We start from the raw sequence: 14,949 nt of genomic DNA on the forward strand, positions 1-14,949 counted from the left end.
ATTTCGACCATCTAAACAAGACCCAGGGCGCAAATCGGCTACCAGCTTTTACTCGTCTGGAAATCAGAACGATACATTCAAGGCATGTATTCAATAAATCAGCAGTCGGGTCAGCCCTCATTCTGCATGTGTCGAGTCTATTGAAGGACTCAAGAAGGTTATTAGCGAAGTTCTACGAACACGAACTATGACCCAAAATGTATCCGGTGAAGACACCTCAGATACGAGTCGAAAGCGAGCGACTCTGCTATTTCTCGTAGGAGTTCCCCTTCTTGTGTATGGGAGCGCTCAATGGTTTGGATATGCCCCTTCGCCACCGTGGTTCGTTTACGCCCTAGCCGGCGTTGGTCTGTTTGTCTGGGGAGTCCATCAGTTCCAGTACGAGCAGAAACAGCGCTAATTGCTGGATGTTGGGTGCAGTTCCGTGACCACTATTGGCTGGAAATTGACAGACTCGGCGTGATGGATGTATCCTCTGAGTCGGTCACCCCGCTCCTGACAGAAGCCGAGTAGTTGGAACAACCTGTGCTGAACTCAACGCGCGAATGTGGCACGATTGAGGATTTCAATAGAGCTAAAATGCCTGTATTGACTGCTGCTCCACGATTACCTGTCCAACTTTTCTCCACTTCTCGGACACACAGAATCCACGCTAAGTACAGATGCGTATCAGTCAGCGAAGCAGTGAGAGTCCCGAGGAGGATCCCTCCCGGATCACGAACCCTTCCTTGACCGGGACGACCCCATCGATCGTCCCGAGGTGGTGCTCCGCACGCGACCAGGTGGTTCGCTCCTCGCCTGTCGATCGGTCGTAGACGCTGACCCCGTCGTTTGTCCGACCGAACGCGACCCAGTCGTCGCCGACCACCGGACGGCCGGTGACGATGCCGGTATCGACGGCCCAGCGGATCTCGCCCGTGGTCGCGTCGAGAGCCACGCTCGTGGTCCCAGTACCGGCGGGAACGAATACCTCGTCTCCAGCCACCGCAAGTCCGGAGTCGACTTTGCTGACACCAGAAAGCGAGCGGGACCAGTACACCTCTCCGGTTCTGGCGTCGATAGCAGAGGCTGTCCCACGGTAGTCGGCGACCCAGACCATTCCGTTGAGGACTGAGGCGGACCCAACGAACTCACCCGAGATGCGCCAGCGCTCCTCGCCGTTCAGGTCGTACGCAAAGATACCGCTGATCTGTGAGTCACTTCGAGTCGTGTAGACGCCATCGTCGTCAAGGGCCAGCGTCCCGCCGGCACCCTCGAGCCACTGGACCGTTCCGGTACGGATGTCGACGGCGGCGGGACTGAATCCAGCGACGTAGATGGTGTCGTCGAGAGCCGCGGCAGTGGCATCGTTGCGGTGGTGACTTACGGCGTCAGCTCGCCAGTACCGTTCGCCCGATGCACGGTCAAGGGCGGCCAGTTGGTTCATTCCTGGGGCGAAGACGGCCCCGCAGGCGAGCACCGGTACGGCAGTGATGCCGTTGTCGAGGTCGCGATCCCAGATCGGCCCGTTCATCGGCGCGTCGAGGTCAACCGCGACGAGTCCACCGGTCACGGGGATATACGCTGTTCCATCCGCGACCACAGGGAGAGTCGAGGCATGTTGCTGCTGACCATCGTCACGGGCGGCGGCGAGCAGGTCCACAGCGGCGGCGTCGGGTGCTGGCGGAGCGGTGTCAGCCCGACCGGTGCGTCCGGGATCACCACCGGCGGTCGGCCACGTTCCAGTTGGATTGTCACAAGGGTCTTCGATCGGGGTATAGCCCACAAGTTCGCGGCGAATCCGACCGACACAGCCGGCCGTTCCGACGGAGGCAGCAGTACCGATAGCCGACAGGAGGGCTCTCCGTGAGGGCATCGAATTACGGTGTCCTCGACAGCAAAAAGAACCTTCCGAACGAGCGTAACGTCGGGTTGAATATAGGCGATGAGAGTGTCAGAGAAGTCTCCTTACGGTGGTGATTACACTCACGTCTATGGTGAATGGGCCGACAAGTTGGTACACGAACCTAACATAGCGGCTTCTATCAACTTCCGATAATGTTGTTAAAGTAGTGCTGAATACGGAGCGCGAATGTAGCACGTCACAGTGACGAGATCAGGGATAGCTCGATTTGCTCAGTACAGAACAGTAGCGGACTGGTCAACACGAGAAATCAGGACTGTCGATCACTGTATTCCGACTGCTCGGTAGTTGCTTGTTCAGCTGGGAATATCTCTGTGTCAGGTGCGTTGAATGGACTGTCTGGTCCAGTAAGCCACGCAGAGAGGTAGACAACACAGGCGGCGATGACAGCCATCGGCAGCTGGACGGTAAAAACACCATAGACAACCGTAACAGCGATCGTAGCCCGAGTGAGCGTATGACGTTCGGCATTGCCGTAGTACACCAGTGCCGCGACAACGAACGCTGAAAGCGTGAACCTCGCTCCAATTAAGATTTGACTGATCAGCACCGAATACGCAAATCCACTTATGCCAATCAGTACCGATGCCGCCGCAATACGCTTTGAGGAGACCATGACGAACTCGTTTCGTTCAAATATATTAAATTACGGGCATTAGTCACGAAGCAGGCACATTCTATCGTCTAATTCGGGATTCAGTTGGCGAAAATAACGGAGTTCTCGTGCTGAACTCATTCTCTATATTCAGCACGCTCATTCTGACAGCATCTGAATAAAGCGTTCAGTTCCTGCTGAATAGAAAGCGCATATCTTTCAGAAGTGGTGGAACCACTCTTAGTCATTTACTCAATGAGTTGGTAAAGAACCGAAGAAAACGAGCAGTCCGACTGGAATTGTAAGCACTAGCAGATACCAGAGGAGGCCACTGAGTACGAGAACTACCGTTGTCGGCGTGTGTTCGTCGCCATGCCAATTAAAGCCCTTTGCTGGAAGTACGTATAGCAGTAGAATTGGCCAAAGAAGGAGTGAAACCACCGTTGCGCCGACGATAGCGTTGACACCGGCGGTAAACATAACCGACGAGGACGTTGACGACCCAGTGTTGAGTCCAACCCGTAGGGCAATCCCGAAGATGAGATACCAGACTATTGCCGGAAGTGGCATCCAAAATAGATAATTTATTTGCCACTCAGTAGGTGGCAGAGAAGAAAATAATCTACGCCAGTGCTTCGCAAACAAGAACGGCGCCCACAGGACCGCGATAACCAAGCCTTGAACTGCACCAATGAATGCGAATTGGAGTTCAGAGATTAGAAGAGAGACGAGGTTACCACCCATTATCTATATATTATATGCCATATAGATAAACTTTTTTACATCAAGACACAACCCAGTCCAGCCTGCTGAACTCATCCCTCTGTATTCAGCACGCCATTCCTATCAGCTACTGAGGGTTTCAACAGAGCCTCCGATAACCATATTTGAGACATGTGCCTCCAGCACAAACTCACTGCTCGAGTCCTTGGACGACTTCGAGTAACTCTTGGTTGTATTCTTCTCCACCCTCTCCGTGATGGACATGATAATGACAATTCGGACAGAGAGCGATGACGGTATCCGGCGTGTCCGAACCACCGTCGCTCAATTCGTGGATGTGGTGAGCGTGGAGATACGGTTCTCCTGTCTTGCTGGTGAACGGAGCCTGATCCCCACACCCTTCACAATACCCGTTTGCTCGAGCCTTGACGTATTGGCGGATCGTTGAAGAACGAGTATATTCTGGGGTCGGATGTCGTTTAGTGACTGAACCTTCAGTAATTTGCTCTACAGCAGCCTCTTCAGCCTCTTTTCGAAGTCTCTCAAGTTCGTCTGGTGAACCTTGACGCGAAAGGTCCTCCTCAGAAGGTGCCGAATCAGTATCAGATTCAGTTTGGTCGCAGTTTTCACATTTCCAGGTCCCTCCCTCGTTATAGAGCAACGTACCACAATTATCACAGAACTCAATATCGGCATCTGTCTGTATTCCACCAGAATAACCGGACGAAAAGTCTGGTAGTACCTTTGGACTCGTGTTTCTTGTTAATCGGAGAAACTCGGAGGTGTAATTTGGTGACTTGACAGAGTCTGTAAGACACTTTGCATAGTTTCCAGATACCTTTAGAGCCTCAATCTCTTTCCCTTCACTACCCTTAACCACCGGCCCAATATTGATGGAAGCCTTACTGGTCTCGATTATCTCGTTCCCAGAACCGCTAATTCGATCTATTTTTGCTGTGAATTTCTCACCATATTCAGGCCATTTCATAATTGTCATCTAAGCAAATTTATGGCCATGGATCATCGGCTTGTTCGAATACGTATTCCTTCCGTAGTATAGCATACTCTGTGGACAATCCTTTGACCTCCTCACACCAGACGTCTTCTAACCCCGGAACCTGTGCGAGTGAGTCGGTATGGCTAATATTCGCCAAATGTTCCTCGCCAACTTCGAAATTCTGAAACAACCGCTGTGCTCGTCGCTGTCTTGGACTGCTTCCTGATACGATATACGCAAGCCAGACTGTATTTTCGCTAAAATCCTCTAACCGTGTCGAGGGCGTAGACGACGGGACTGGCTTTTGCAGACGGACACGAACATGCCCACAGTTTGTGTTGACGATCTCGAGTTCACCGAGTCGGATGAGATCCTCGATTGCCTGATATGCGTTCTCAAGTTCGAGTTCCTTCTCGAAGTGAGCGCTGGAGACAGCCTCACCGTCCGGTGGTGAGAGTTCATCGAGGATCGTTTCGTACAGTGCCACCCTCTCCTCGTCGAATTCCATACCGTCTCTTTGCTTGTCACTGGATGTTAAGTCCCACAGTATATCAACCAAATTAGACAAACCGTAGAAAGGGGTTGCCTCTACCGTAATATGAGCGCAGAAGCAGACAGTATCCGGGTTCTCGGCTATGGTCGGATCTCGGATGCAGATGACGATGATGAAACGTCGCTTGAGGGGCAACGTGATGACGTCGAAGAATACTGTAAAGAACACGGGTACAAACTTGTTAAGTGGAAAAAACCGGAACGTCTCTGGTGGGACAGACCCGTTTGACAGAGATGGATTTACGGAACTCTTGGCTCTGTTGAAATCCTATTGGTTCGACAACTTTCCCGCTGAAACAGCCGTTGGGTAGATGTGCTTATTGAACGCTGGACGGTCTATCAGGACTGAGAAATATTCGGAATCGCGTGCTGAATACACAGCGCGAATGTCGCACGAGATCTGGCCCGATTTGCCATCTCGACGCGTGCGTGGAACGTCATAGGCGATAATCGAGGTCGGCGTCGCGGTCGATGTCGGCATCCGCGAGGTTACAAAACGGATGGTCGAGTGGGAGGAAGTCGACTTCATCTGGCAGGTCTCGTGCGAACAGGACATCGTCCTCGTCATCGACGCCGCCGACACCCGTGGCGTCAACGAACTCATCACGCAGGTACGCGAACAAGAAGGGTCGTGAGTACGAAGACGCGGCTCATCCTCGACGAGCAACTCGGATGACGTCTCGACGAGTCTGCTCTCCTATCAACTCATTCGTGTAGTTGTGAGTTCTTCGAACATCGCAAACGTATCGCGTTTGCTCATACGTTCGGCTGTACCTGCGTGAAAACACTCACTACCACATGGCAGCGAGAATTTTCCACGACGGGCAGCCGGCAGTATCACGTAGCTTTCTTGCCCTCGCACTTCTCCTCCCTTTCAGACTCTTTCTCGGGTTCGTCTTCTTTTGGCTCCTCTTCGTCCGGCTCGACGACCTCTTCATCCAGAAGGGAATCCTCCGTGAGGAGTATCTCGAACGGCTCATCGGCGGGTGCTCCCTCCGGCTCGAGGTAGCCAATCGCAAACGCGGAGTAGACGGTTCCTCCGGCGAGGGAAACGTCGATTTCGAAGACGCTGGTCTCTCGGTCACCCGCAGGATAGATGACGAGTGGATACTCGCCCTCCGGAACCTCGATGTAGCCGGATTCACCGAAAGCGACGTTCTCGAACAGCGTGTCCCCGTTTTCACCAGCAACGACATCCACCGCGGGCGCGTCGGGTGAGGCGTGGAGGACGCGAACGCGAGCGGTACCCGAATTGACCGGGCTGTTGTCGTCATCGAGAAACAGCGCCTCGAGGGGCTGGTTTTCGGCGGCCACTTCGCCGATCACTGCGAGGAGACCGTCGAGGGTGGGGTCCACGCCGGCCTCGACGGTCTCATCGAGCACTGCTTCGGCCGGGTCTTCACCGGCGGGAACGATCTGGATCCTGTACGTGCCAGGCGCGAGGTCGCGGTAGTCGGTGACCGTCCCGTACGAGATGCCCTCCCGGACCCGCTCTCCGTCGACGTAGACGTCGATGTTGGGTGCGTCGGGTGAAAGGTGTGCAACTCGAGTTTGGAAGCAAGTATCGGTTGGCTGGTCGTTCGTTTCGTGGTCACTCGAGGCGGCCGTAGTACCTCCGACGCCACTGACCACCACGAAGCCGCCGCCGATCTGTAGAATTCGTCGTCGACTCACGCAATCTTCAGTCATGCAAATATCATGAACGGTTATATAGGTAATGGTGCTAACACTTGCAGGCACATGCCGATGCAGTTCCGAGGCTCGAGATCCAACGCTTTGGGCCGTCCGAGCGAACCACCCGATATGGAATAATCCGGATACGCCCACGCCCTGCCCGTCGCCGTCGAGACGGAACGTGGCCTCGTTCTGGTCGACGTCGGATCCGAAGGGATTGCCGACGCCCTTGAGGTCCACCTCTCGGATCTGGGCTATGGACTTGAGGACATCTGGCTAGTGTCCCTAACTCACCACAACGGGGACCACGTCGGCGGGATCGAAGAGGTCCGTGCACGCGCCGATCCAATCGTCGCCGCCCATCCGGAGGAGACTGCGTTTCTTACTGGCGAGCGTGAAACGCAGAAAGGCGGTCCACTCTCGTCTTCTAATTGCCACCGCACTTTCCTTCTCTACAAATGAGAACACGAGTAGCGTTCAGTTCGCAAATATACTGAGCAGGTGGTTCACCTAATTCAGCGTGAAATAAACGAAAGCGTCGTGCTGAGCTTATCCTCTGTATCTTGCACACGTTTCCTGACGGGAACTGGATGGGTCGAACGAGGCGTGCGAGATACAAGGCGCGAATGCAGCACGAACTGGAGGCAGTCATCAAGAGAGGTGATCGGTCGATACAGATGATTTATATTGTGTGCCAATTCATACCATACTTAACGGCCTCCACAAGTGGTTGGGGCCTTCGGGAGTGTCTGAGGCCATCACTCCTGCCATTTTATAATAGCAGGCCAATAGTCTCTGCTTTGTTTTTGAAACCAGTGTACTGTTTCGTTCGCAGGCGTAGTGAGCGGCTGGTTCAGCGTGATAGAGGCGAAACAAAAGGAACCGTCGTGCTGACTTCATGCTCTCTATTCACCACATCACTCTTACCAGCGGCTCGTCAGTTCGGATCTGGGCTGCTGAATAGATAGCGCGAATGTAGCACGAGGCGGAGCACGATCAATGCGAAGGGCTGAATGCTCAGTACAGTAGACTGACTGAACGCTGGCACCGAATTCAGTCATCGCTTGGTCAGTAAGGTTCTTTCTGCGGTTTCCATACGTGCACGTGAACGTATGACACACCGACAAGGACGAGTAATAGTTGATCTGGAGGGAAAGGTTCTGTGAACTACGTGTTATGGGCACTGCTGGCGATGGTCTGTTATTCGTTCGCGTTCCTGTTTATGAAAATTTCACTCCAAGATCTGCCGACATTCACCGTCATGCCGATTGCGGTCGGCATACTGGCCGTAGGAGCGACGACTGTGGCGGCCCTGTTCGGTGAGTGGTCAGTTCCGTCGGTGACGAGCCGGCCCGTCGGGTTCGCACTCGCAGCAGGACTCTGTCTCGCTGGTGCTGTCGTCGGCTATTTTCGTGCGCTCTCGACTGGCCCCGTCAGCGTCGTCGTTCCAATCTTCGGGATGTTTCTCGTCGGTGGTGCACTCCTCGGCATCGTCGTATTGGGAGAGACAGTCACGGCGAAGAAAGCCCTCGGCATCGCGTTCGGTGCTGCCGCAGTCGTCCTCCTTGCGACGTGATGACCCGAGTCTATGCACTCGTAGCCTGAGCAAGAGTGTACAGTAAGCATGTGTAGTGAGCGGGTAGTTCACCGATTTCGACGTGAAACAAACGGAGTCCTCGTGCTGAACTTATCCTCTAAGTCTTGCACGCCGATTCCAACAGATTTGTGATCTGCTACACTGGAAAGTATGAGGATCAACGCAAATCCCTATCAGTCCACTGCTGGATCGTCGATATCTCTTTCGTGGACCCATACCGTCGAAATTCGGGTCCCCTCGACGCTCGTTACCTCAACGACGTGACCGTCGATCTTGACGCGGTCGCCGCGTTCCGGCGCGCGGTTGAGTCGTCCCAGCACCAGCCCACCGATCGTTTCAACCGCTTCGCTATCGAAGTCGCCATCGAGGGCGTCAGAAACTTTCGACAATGGGACTCCGCCGTCAATGTCGTACCCCCCATCGTCACGCTGGCGTATCGAATGTTCGCGCTCATCGAGATCAAACCCGTCCCGAAGGTCCCCGACGAGGGCCTCGACGATGTCTTCGACCGTCGCAATCCCCTCGAACGCTCCCCACTCGTCGATGACTGCGGCCATCTGCTGGCGATCCTCCCTGAACTGTATCAGGAGATCGCTAATTGCCATCGTCTCCGGGACGATGAGAATCTCACGGGCGATGTCACCGACCATCTCGGCATCCCCATTGTCCACCTCTACTCGCAGCACGTCCTTGACATCTACGAATCCGACCACTTGGTCACCGTCATTGGCATCCAGAACCGGATAGCGCGTGTGTCCGGCCTCTAAGACGATCGAATGAAGTTCAGATAGTGTGGCATCCGCCGGAACGCTCACCACGTCCGGTCGTGGGACCATGACCTCCCGTACCACGGTGTCGTCAAGATCGAAGACGCGCTCGATCATCGTCACTTCTGCCACGTCAATGTCCCCGCCCTCGCCGGATCGTGTTAGTACCCGAAGGAGCTCCCGCTCACCGAGTGTCTCATCCGTTTCGGAAGCGGGTGGCACACCGAGCGACTTCGTGAACGCGTTGGCCGCCCCGTTGAAGACGACAATTCCCGGATAGAGTATGAAATAAAAGGCCTTCATGGGCGGGGCGAGGAACAGCGAGAGTCGCTCGGTCTTGGCAATTGCGATCGTCTTCGGCGCGAGTTCACCGAAGACGACGTGGAGAAACGTGATGATACTAAAGCCGATTGCGAACGCGACGAGATGGATGAGATCTGCCGGGAGAACCGATTCCAGTACGGGTTCGATGAGCGCCGCCACTGCGGGTTCGCCGACCCATCCCAACCCGAGAGATGCGATGGTGATGCCGAGTTGTGTCGTGGCGAGGTAGTTGTCGAGGTTCGTCATCACTTCTTGGAGCGTTCCCGAGCCGGGCCGCCCCTCCTCGACGAGTTGGTCAACCGACGTTCCCCGAATCCGAACGAAGGCGAACTCTGCTGCGACAAAAAAGCCGTTGAGCACCACGAGTAACAGCGCTAAGACGATTTGTGCCGCCGAGAGCGCGACGTTTACCATCGGTACCCCCGGAACGTACTGCCGTTCGATTGTAGCGTGTCCATATTCATGCATCTCGTTCCATCGACTAAAACCATCTAATGAATTCGCGGGTGACTGACTGCTGTCAGTAGTGAACTGGTTCTGTGGATCTAGAGGCCATCGACTGTCCTCCTCGTTCTGCCGACTGCCTGCGAACATGGGCTCCGACATTTAGTAGGCGCATCAACATCGGGTCCTGCTGAAGAGATGCTCTGGGCCTTGTTTAGACGCGGTGCAGATCGTCCTCTACGGCTGTTATCCAAACAACAAACCGAGTCGAAAGACGCTCTCGGACTGGTTCTATTTACCCGTCGTAACTGCTAACCGGTGCCTGCGGGACCGTCTAAACAAGGCTGAAGCTCTGTATTCAGCACGCCGCTCGTGACAGCGACTCGGGATCTCGGTCAGGAGTTGCCGAATACAGGGTGCGAATGTCGCACGAGATTCGGGTCGATTTGCGAAGGTTAGTGATCGTTCAGTCTAGGAGAACTGTTGAACAGTGTCTTCTGTCTCACCCCTCATCTACGAAGGGTTGCAACGGGACCCTTTGTACGGTGTCTCTCCTGCTTTTCAGCCGATAGTTTGAGATGAGGTCGTATCTCGTCAAAATGGGGGCCTTGCATTACAAGCTCGTCATTTCGATCCCACTCGATGAACCCGTACTCCGATAATTTAGGAAGGTGGACGTGGTGCATACTAACCGAGTACTCATCGGCTTCTGCAATCGTTCGAGAACTGGATAGATGTCTGTGAAGTAGGTTCTCGTCTGCTTCTGCAACCTCTCGGGAAATGCCGGACGGTTTTGAGACGCGTTGGGGGCTGGAGAGTAATTTGACTAGTAACTGTCGTCGGTGGCTATCCGCCAATGCGTCAAAGACATCATCATAATTGACCATTCCACATCCCTTGGCCTCAACTATGGTCCCTCATGACGTTAAATATGCATCATTTTTACGATTCACTGTTGTTTTGATTAACTGAGTGATTAAGTGTGCCCCGTTCAGTTCGCATATTCACTGAACAGCTGATTCATTGACTTCAGGATGAAACAAACGAAGCCGTCGTGCTAAACTCATCCTCTGTATTCAGCACGCTGTTCTTGGCAGTTATCAGAGGTATTGACTGCCTTTGCGGTAACTGCTTGACCTGTAGTGAGCGATCATCCAGAAAGGGCGAGGCTTACGTTAGGTAGTAGACGTCTTGACGAAGATCTGTCCGCAGGGGATGGCTGTCGACGATGTCGATCTTTTCGAGATCTTGGAGCGCATTGTAGACGGTCCGCTGAGTCAGCTGTGTCTCCTCGATGATCTCTTTCTGTGTGAGCGGTGCCTCGTATTCGAGGACTTTGCACACGAACTTCGCACTCGGTGAGAGGGCCTCGAGGTCCCGTACTTGCTGTTTAGACATCGGTCTGGTCACCTCGATTGAAATCGATCGCGACGACCCCGTCGGGATCCAAGATCGCCATGTCGAGTCGGACGGCGTCGGATTCGGCGTACTCACAGCTACTCGACAGTTTGTACAAACGCCACTACAACGCAATTTTCACTCTATGAAACTGATGGTGGAATCCCTCGGTGGAAGAAACCCATCGGTAGATCTCCCCCTCCGAATCCGTTTTCTTCGCGGACGAAAACGAGGCGCCGGTTCTTGCCTCGCGGGCGTCCACGATCAGTTGCTTCCCCTTCCCGGTGGGGTTCTGGTACTCGAATCCCGGCTCCTTCGCGGCGAGACGCATCAGCTTGTAGCAGTAGTCCGCGCTGGGTTCGCCGTCGAACACGCTCCACATTATGTCGTTGTAGTCGAGTGCGGCCTTCCCGTGGCTCTCGGTCGCCCCGCGGAAGGCGTGTTCGCGAACAGCGCCGACACGGCCATCTCGATCGAGATCGTCGTAGGAGCGGTTCTCCTCGATGCCCTCGTAGCGCAACTCCAGTGCAGTGACTCGTTCCTGGAGATCGAGGTTGTCTTCCCGGAGTTCGTCGACGATGTCTTCCAGTTCCGAGCAGCGAGCCATCGCCCGTTGGGCGACCCGGAGTGCGTCCTCCGGCCGGACGTTGCTGCCGTCACTTGTCGAGATCACGCTCCAGGGCCCTGACTCGGCGATCGAGATCGTCTATCTCCTCGCGGAGTTCGGCGAGGTCGCGCTCGAGGTCGACGCATCGACCGAGCGCGCGTTGCGACATGACGAGCGCATCCGATGCTCTCGCGTCACCGACCTCACTACACATGCCGGATCACCTCGTAGTCGCCGGCGCAGCCCTCGCAGACCGTCCGTTCGCCGTGCTCGGGGTGATCGATGACCACGTCGGCCTTTTCGGTACAGCCGAGCGCTCCGCAGAACGGGCCGAACCCGTCGGTCGCGGAGTTCAAGCGCAGATACCCCCCGTTAGAAGCCCTATCGCAGCCGCTATCGCGGAATGTGGTTCATCCCCGACAGTATCTGAAGTATCGGAAGCCCCGCGAACGCCCCGGTAGAAGGGGTTTTTTACGCGGGCATATAAAGAATTTGAGTAGTGCCCGGGGAGGGCTCCGAACCCTCGATCTCCGCATGTCCCAGGTCCGAGGCTCGGCAGTCCTCTCGGGGACACGGAGGCTTCCAAGGCGTACCGCACCGAATCTCTGAACCCTATGAGTGCGGCGCTATGTCCAGCTAAGCCACCCGGGCTCGTTCTCCCGTAGTGCGGTGCTGTTCTTTAACCTTCTCATTCGTGACCGTCGTGCAAGAGGAACTCACAGGGACCCACGGATTTATGGCAGGGCCATACGAACTGCGGAGCATGAGCGTTCCCGGCATCGTCCAGTCTACCCTCGATGGCGAGGAGATTTCGGCGCGAGTTTCTCTCGGCGGGGAAGACGAACTCTTCATCACCCCCACGAACACGATCATCTATCGCGCCGATGGTCTCCTGAGTGACGAATCGGTCGACAAATTTCCCCACGACGCTGATCGCCTCACCCTCTCGGAGGGGCGACGCAAGACCAAGTTCACCCTCGAGTACGCCCTCGAGGGGACCACGAAATTCTCGGTCCCGGCAAGCAAGACCGACGCCGTGCTCCACCCCGTCCTCGCGGGCGTGTTGAACGGCAACGGTATCACGGACGCCGGCGAGACGGTCGTCAAGACCTACCGCTTCAGCGAACTCACGCTGATCATCACCAGCGATCGGCTCGTCAAGCACATCGGCGAAGCCGTCTGGGACGAGGACTACGAGGAGTACCACTTCGACGACGTGACCCACCTCGCCTTCGAGGACGGAAGCGTCGCCACGCAGATCGTCCTCACCGTCGACGGCCGTCCCCAGCGGATCAAGGCTCCGAACGACGAAGCCAACGACTGTCGGGAACGGCTCAAACGCGCCCTGTTCGAGTATCACGACGTCGACTCGCTGGCGGAACTCAACGAGGTCGTAGGCGAGGACGAGGAGCCAGTGGCCGATCGTAGCAACGGAACCGTCGACTTCGGCGACGGTGTCGATCCGCTCGACGCGGACCCGCCGGAGCCCGACGAGCACGCCGGTGACGGCGAGACGACAGTCACGACCGGCGAATCGAACGGTTCCTCCCGGACCGAATCAGGATCGCAGACCGCGTCCCAGTCCCAGTCCCAGTCGTCCGACCCGCTCGCGAGCGATAGCGCGGTCCCCGACGCCGTCGACGCCAGCCGGGACCGTGATCGAATCGCCGAGTCGGACGGACAGCCCGCTCGACGGGAATCCCCGGAGGAAACTCTCGATTCGACGGGCATCGATCCCGACGACCTGTTGGACGCGGCCACGAGTACGACCGACGTCGCGACGGAGACGGCCCCCGAATCCACGTCGATCGCCGGAACCAGCGGCGGTCCCGATCCCGAGATCCTCGACCGACTCGAGGATCTGGAGGCCGCCGTCGAACGGCAGAACGACCGCATCGAGAAACAGCAACAGACGATCGAACAGTTGATCGCGGAACTGCGACAGGGTCGATAGCCGACCCCGGGCGATCCGGGCCGATCAGACCGATCGACGGCGGTTCGTGCGGGGCCTCACTCTCGACCGGTCACCTTTCGAATACACGAGGAGCCGAACGGCCCGAGTTCACCGGCCTCGAGGTCGATAAAGTAGCCGGTCGACAGGCCCGAGCCACAGCGCTTGCAGGAAAAGTCGCCGTCCTTCGTGATCACGTCCTGCTCGAACCGGACGTACTGGCGACTCTTCGGGCGGATGATGCCGTCCTCGCGGTCGATGATCCCGTGCAACTCGGCGCGGTCGAGGATGGTCCGAGTCACCGTCGGATCGGTCGTCACCGTCTCGATGCGATCGACGACCTCGGGAAGCGGGAGCGACTCGTGTTCCAACCGTTCGAGCAGTGCGAGACCGAGTGCGACGCGATCGTCGGCAACGTCGTCGCTGGCGGTCCCGCCCTCGCCGCGATCGGCATCGGTTGCGTGCCCGGGGTCGTCGGCCATCGTTGTGTCCTGTTTTCGCGGGTCGAATAAACGTTGCGTCGCTCGGCGTGGGACGAGGCACAAAAGCTTCAATACTCGAGAGAAAACTGCGACCGATGACGGCGGCGACCGGTCGTGCGATCGCTGGCCTCCTGGCCGTCAGCGGCATGGTCGCCGTGGGACTGCTGGTCTCTCCGTCGCGGACGATGGAATTCGTCGCGAGCCTCGCGACGGACCCATACCAGTTCGGGCTCGTCGTCGCGGGGCTCTATTTCGTGCGCCCGCTGTTCGCCTGGCCGACGACGCCGCTCGCGGTCGTCGTCGGCTACGGCTACGGCGTCTCACTCGGCGTGCCGATCGCCCTGCTCGGCGTCGTTGCCACCGTGATTCCAGTTTTCGTCGCCGTGCGCTGGCTCACCGGGACCGCCACGGCCGCCTGCCACGACGGTGGACCCGATGGCGGGGTCGAGCCGACGGGCGGGTCCGGTCGGCCGACGCGAACAGTCCCGATCGGCGGGGCGGCCGATCGGCTTCTCGAACGGACCGGCACCGCGCTCGCTCGCTACTACGAGGCTGCCGGGCCGCTCCGGGGCGTCGTCGCGTCGCGACTGGCACCCCTCCCGTCGGACGTGGCGACGGCTGCAGCGGCGGCCAGCGACGTTCGACTCCGGCACCTCGTGCTCGGGACCGCGATCGGAGAACTGCCGTGGACGATCGCCGCGGTCGTCGTCGGTGCGTCGGCAGCGACGGTGACGACCGACGGACTCGGTGAGGTCGGAGCCCTCCTCACGGTGGTCTGTGCGATCGCGGCGGGAGTCTTGCTCGCGGGACCCGTGTATCGCGCGGTTCGAACCCGGCGCGGATCGGCGGAGTCGGGGCACGCGACGGACGGCTGAGACGGTGGCCACCGTTCGACCGTCGTCGACGGTCCGTGGACACGCCCCAGTGTCGATCGA

The 14,949-nt window shown here is 57.0% G+C and carries 19 protein-coding genes, 1 tRNA gene and 1 pseudogene; 6 read left to right on the plus strand and 15 right to left on the minus strand.

Going from position 1 to position 14,949, the window contains the following annotated elements:
* Nucleotides 1–673 precede the first annotated feature (673 nt).
* The 5 genes from MUG98_RS09445 to MUG98_RS09460 all read right to left on the minus strand — a co-directional run bounded on the left by MUG98_RS09445 (nt 674) and on the right by MUG98_RS09460 (nt 4,726).
* Nucleotides 674–1,855, minus strand: coding sequence for a PQQ-like beta-propeller repeat protein (locus MUG98_RS09445; protein WP_265111883.1), 1,182 nt, complete (start codon nt 1,853–1,855; stop codon nt 674–676).
* Nucleotides 1,856–2,153: 298 nt separating this feature from the next.
* Nucleotides 2,154–2,519 (minus strand): hypothetical protein, encoded by a 366-nt coding sequence (locus MUG98_RS09450; RefSeq protein WP_265111884.1) that lies wholly within the window; start codon nt 2,517–2,519, stop codon nt 2,154–2,156.
* Between the two features lie 231 nt (nt 2,520–2,750).
* Nucleotides 2,751–3,242, minus strand: a complete 492-nt coding sequence (locus MUG98_RS25645; protein WP_486606253.1) for a DUF8162 family protein — start codon at nt 3,240–3,242, stop codon at nt 2,751–2,753.
* Between the two features lie 169 nt (nt 3,243–3,411).
* The gene (locus MUG98_RS09455; protein ID WP_265111885.1) at nt 3,412–4,218 is read right to left on the minus strand and encodes an HNH endonuclease; all 807 of its coding nucleotides are present in this window, start codon (nt 4,216–4,218) and stop codon (nt 3,412–3,414) included.
* A gap of 10 nt (nt 4,219–4,228) precedes the next feature.
* Nucleotides 4,229–4,726 (minus strand): hypothetical protein, encoded by a 498-nt coding sequence (locus MUG98_RS09460; RefSeq protein WP_265111886.1) that lies wholly within the window; start codon nt 4,724–4,726, stop codon nt 4,229–4,231.
* Between the two features lie 90 nt (nt 4,727–4,816).
* Here MUG98_RS09460 and MUG98_RS09465 point away from each other — a divergent pair, with 90 nt between their 5' ends.
* The gene (locus MUG98_RS09465) at nt 4,817–4,999 is read left to right on the plus strand and encodes a recombinase family protein (RefSeq protein ID WP_265111887.1); all 183 of its coding nucleotides are present in this window, start codon (nt 4,817–4,819) and stop codon (nt 4,997–4,999) included.
* Between the two features lie 171 nt (nt 5,000–5,170).
* Nucleotides 5,171–5,446: pseudogene (locus MUG98_RS09470) on the plus strand (Lrp/AsnC ligand binding domain-containing protein); the annotation flags it as partial.
* 161 nt (nt 5,447–5,607) lie between these two features.
* On the opposite strand, the gene MUG98_RS09475 reads toward MUG98_RS09470, so the two are convergent.
* Nucleotides 5,608–6,684, minus strand: coding sequence for a DUF4397 domain-containing protein (locus MUG98_RS09475; RefSeq protein WP_265111888.1), 1,077 nt, complete (start codon nt 6,682–6,684; stop codon nt 5,608–5,610).
* Here MUG98_RS09475 and MUG98_RS09480 point away from each other — a divergent pair.
* Nucleotides 6,661–6,906 carry an MBL fold metallo-hydrolase gene (locus MUG98_RS09480; protein WP_265112438.1) on the plus strand — a complete coding sequence of 82 codons (246 nt, stop codon included), beginning with the start codon at nt 6,661–6,663 and terminating at the stop codon, nt 6,904–6,906. The two genes, MUG98_RS09475 and MUG98_RS09480, sit on opposite strands and share 24 nt — an antisense overlap.
* A 700-nt stretch (nt 6,907–7,606) precedes the next feature.
* On the plus strand, nt 7,607–8,020 hold the full coding sequence (locus MUG98_RS09485; protein ID WP_265111889.1) for an EamA family transporter: 414 nt from the start codon (nt 7,607–7,609) through the stop codon (nt 8,018–8,020).
* Between the two features lie 194 nt (nt 8,021–8,214).
* Here MUG98_RS09485 and MUG98_RS09490 read toward each other — a convergent pair whose 3' ends face one another.
* The 8 genes from MUG98_RS09490 to MUG98_RS09520 form a co-directional block, all read right to left on the minus strand.
* Nucleotides 8,215–9,546, minus strand: a complete 1,332-nt coding sequence (locus MUG98_RS09490) for a hemolysin family protein (protein ID WP_265111890.1) — start codon at nt 9,544–9,546, stop codon at nt 8,215–8,217.
* 539 nt (nt 9,547–10,085) lie between these two features.
* On the minus strand, nt 10,086–10,463 hold the full coding sequence (locus MUG98_RS25530; protein ID WP_425601085.1) for a DUF7344 domain-containing protein: 378 nt from the start codon (nt 10,461–10,463) through the stop codon (nt 10,086–10,088).
* 283 nt (nt 10,464–10,746) lie between these two features.
* A complete protein-coding gene (locus tag MUG98_RS09495) occupies nt 10,747–10,974 on the minus strand; it encodes a MarR family winged helix-turn-helix transcriptional regulator (RefSeq protein ID WP_265111891.1) in 228 nt (75 codons plus the stop codon).
* Nucleotides 10,967–11,092 (minus strand): hypothetical protein, encoded by a 126-nt coding sequence (locus tag MUG98_RS09500; protein WP_265111892.1) that lies wholly within the window; start codon nt 11,090–11,092, stop codon nt 10,967–10,969. Before MUG98_RS09500 ends, MUG98_RS09495 begins: the two co-directional genes overlap by 8 nt.
* A gap of 6 nt (nt 11,093–11,098) precedes the next feature.
* Nucleotides 11,099–11,647 (minus strand): hypothetical protein, encoded by a 549-nt coding sequence (locus MUG98_RS09505; RefSeq protein ID WP_265111893.1) that lies wholly within the window; start codon nt 11,645–11,647, stop codon nt 11,099–11,101.
* On the minus strand, nt 11,631–11,795 hold the full coding sequence (locus MUG98_RS09510) for a hypothetical protein (RefSeq protein WP_265111894.1): 165 nt from the start codon (nt 11,793–11,795) through the stop codon (nt 11,631–11,633). The genes MUG98_RS09505 and MUG98_RS09510 overlap by 17 nt, the downstream gene beginning before the upstream one ends.
* Entirely contained in the window at nt 11,788–11,937 is a 150-nt protein-coding gene (locus MUG98_RS09515; protein ID WP_265111895.1) for a hypothetical protein, read from the minus strand. The genes MUG98_RS09510 and MUG98_RS09515 overlap by 8 nt, the downstream gene beginning before the upstream one ends.
* Nucleotides 11,938–12,081: 144 nt before the next feature.
* Nucleotides 12,082–12,232, minus strand: a tRNA-Met gene (locus tag MUG98_RS09520).
* 112 nt (nt 12,233–12,344) lie between these two features.
* Here MUG98_RS09520 and MUG98_RS09525 point away from each other — a divergent pair.
* Nucleotides 12,345–13,535 (plus strand): DUF7115 domain-containing protein, encoded by a 1,191-nt coding sequence (locus tag MUG98_RS09525; RefSeq protein WP_265111896.1) that lies wholly within the window; start codon nt 12,345–12,347, stop codon nt 13,533–13,535.
* 56 nt (nt 13,536–13,591) lie between these two features.
* Here the strand turns inward: MUG98_RS09525 and MUG98_RS09530 are convergent, their stop codons facing one another.
* Nucleotides 13,592–14,014: a DUF5830 family protein gene (locus MUG98_RS09530; protein ID WP_265111897.1), complete on the minus strand. Its 423-nt coding sequence runs from the start codon at nt 14,012–14,014 to the stop codon at nt 13,592–13,594.
* 95 nt (nt 14,015–14,109) lie between these two features.
* On the opposite strand from MUG98_RS09530, the gene MUG98_RS09535 reads away from it, so the two are divergent.
* Nucleotides 14,110–14,889, plus strand: a complete 780-nt coding sequence (locus MUG98_RS09535) for a TVP38/TMEM64 family protein (RefSeq protein ID WP_265111898.1) — start codon at nt 14,110–14,112, stop codon at nt 14,887–14,889.
* Nucleotides 14,890–14,949: the final 60 nt, after the last annotated feature.

It is taken from the genome of Halosolutus halophilus (genome assembly GCF_022869805.1).
Taxonomy (GTDB): domain Archaea; phylum Halobacteriota; class Halobacteria; order Halobacteriales; family Natrialbaceae; genus Halosolutus; species Halosolutus halophilus.

Bases quoted from the DNA above. Each gene is read 5' to 3' on its own strand.
- MUG98_RS09460 (WP_265111886.1), bottom strand. From the start codon at position 4,726: ATGGAATTCGACGAGGAGAGGGTGGCACTGTACGAAACGATCCTCGAT.
- MUG98_RS25530 (WP_425601085.1), bottom strand. From the start codon at position 10,463: ATGGTCAATTATGATGATGTCTTTGACGCATTGGCGGATAGCCACCGA.
- MUG98_RS09530 (WP_265111897.1), bottom strand. From the start codon at position 14,014: ATGGCCGACGACCCCGGGCACGCAACCGATGCCGATCGCGGCGAGGGC.
- MUG98_RS25645 (WP_486606253.1), bottom strand. From the start codon at position 3,242: ATGGGTGGTAACCTCGTCTCTCTTCTAATCTCTGAACTCCAATTCGCA.
- MUG98_RS09510 (WP_265111894.1), bottom strand. From the start codon at position 11,795: ATGTGTAGTGAGGTCGGTGACGCGAGAGCATCGGATGCGCTCGTCATG.
- MUG98_RS09455 (WP_265111885.1), bottom strand. From the start codon at position 4,218: ATGACAATTATGAAATGGCCTGAATATGGTGAGAAATTCACAGCAAAA.
- MUG98_RS09490 (WP_265111890.1), bottom strand. From the start codon at position 9,546: ATGGTAAACGTCGCGCTCTCGGCGGCACAAATCGTCTTAGCGCTGTTA.
- MUG98_RS09445 (WP_265111883.1), bottom strand. From the start codon at position 1,855: ATGCCCTCACGGAGAGCCCTCCTGTCGGCTATCGGTACTGCTGCCTCC.
- MUG98_RS09495 (WP_265111891.1), bottom strand. From the start codon at position 10,974: ATGTCTAAACAGCAAGTACGGGACCTCGAGGCCCTCTCACCGAGTGCG.
- MUG98_RS09535 (WP_265111898.1), top strand. From the start codon at position 14,110: ATGACGGCGGCGACCGGTCGTGCGATCGCTGGCCTCCTGGCCGTCAGC.
- MUG98_RS09525 (WP_265111896.1), top strand. From the start codon at position 12,345: ATGAGCGTTCCCGGCATCGTCCAGTCTACCCTCGATGGCGAGGAGATT.
- MUG98_RS09465 (WP_265111887.1), top strand. From the start codon at position 4,817: ATGAGCGCAGAAGCAGACAGTATCCGGGTTCTCGGCTATGGTCGGATC.
- MUG98_RS09450 (WP_265111884.1), bottom strand. From the start codon at position 2,519: ATGGTCTCCTCAAAGCGTATTGCGGCGGCATCGGTACTGATTGGCATA.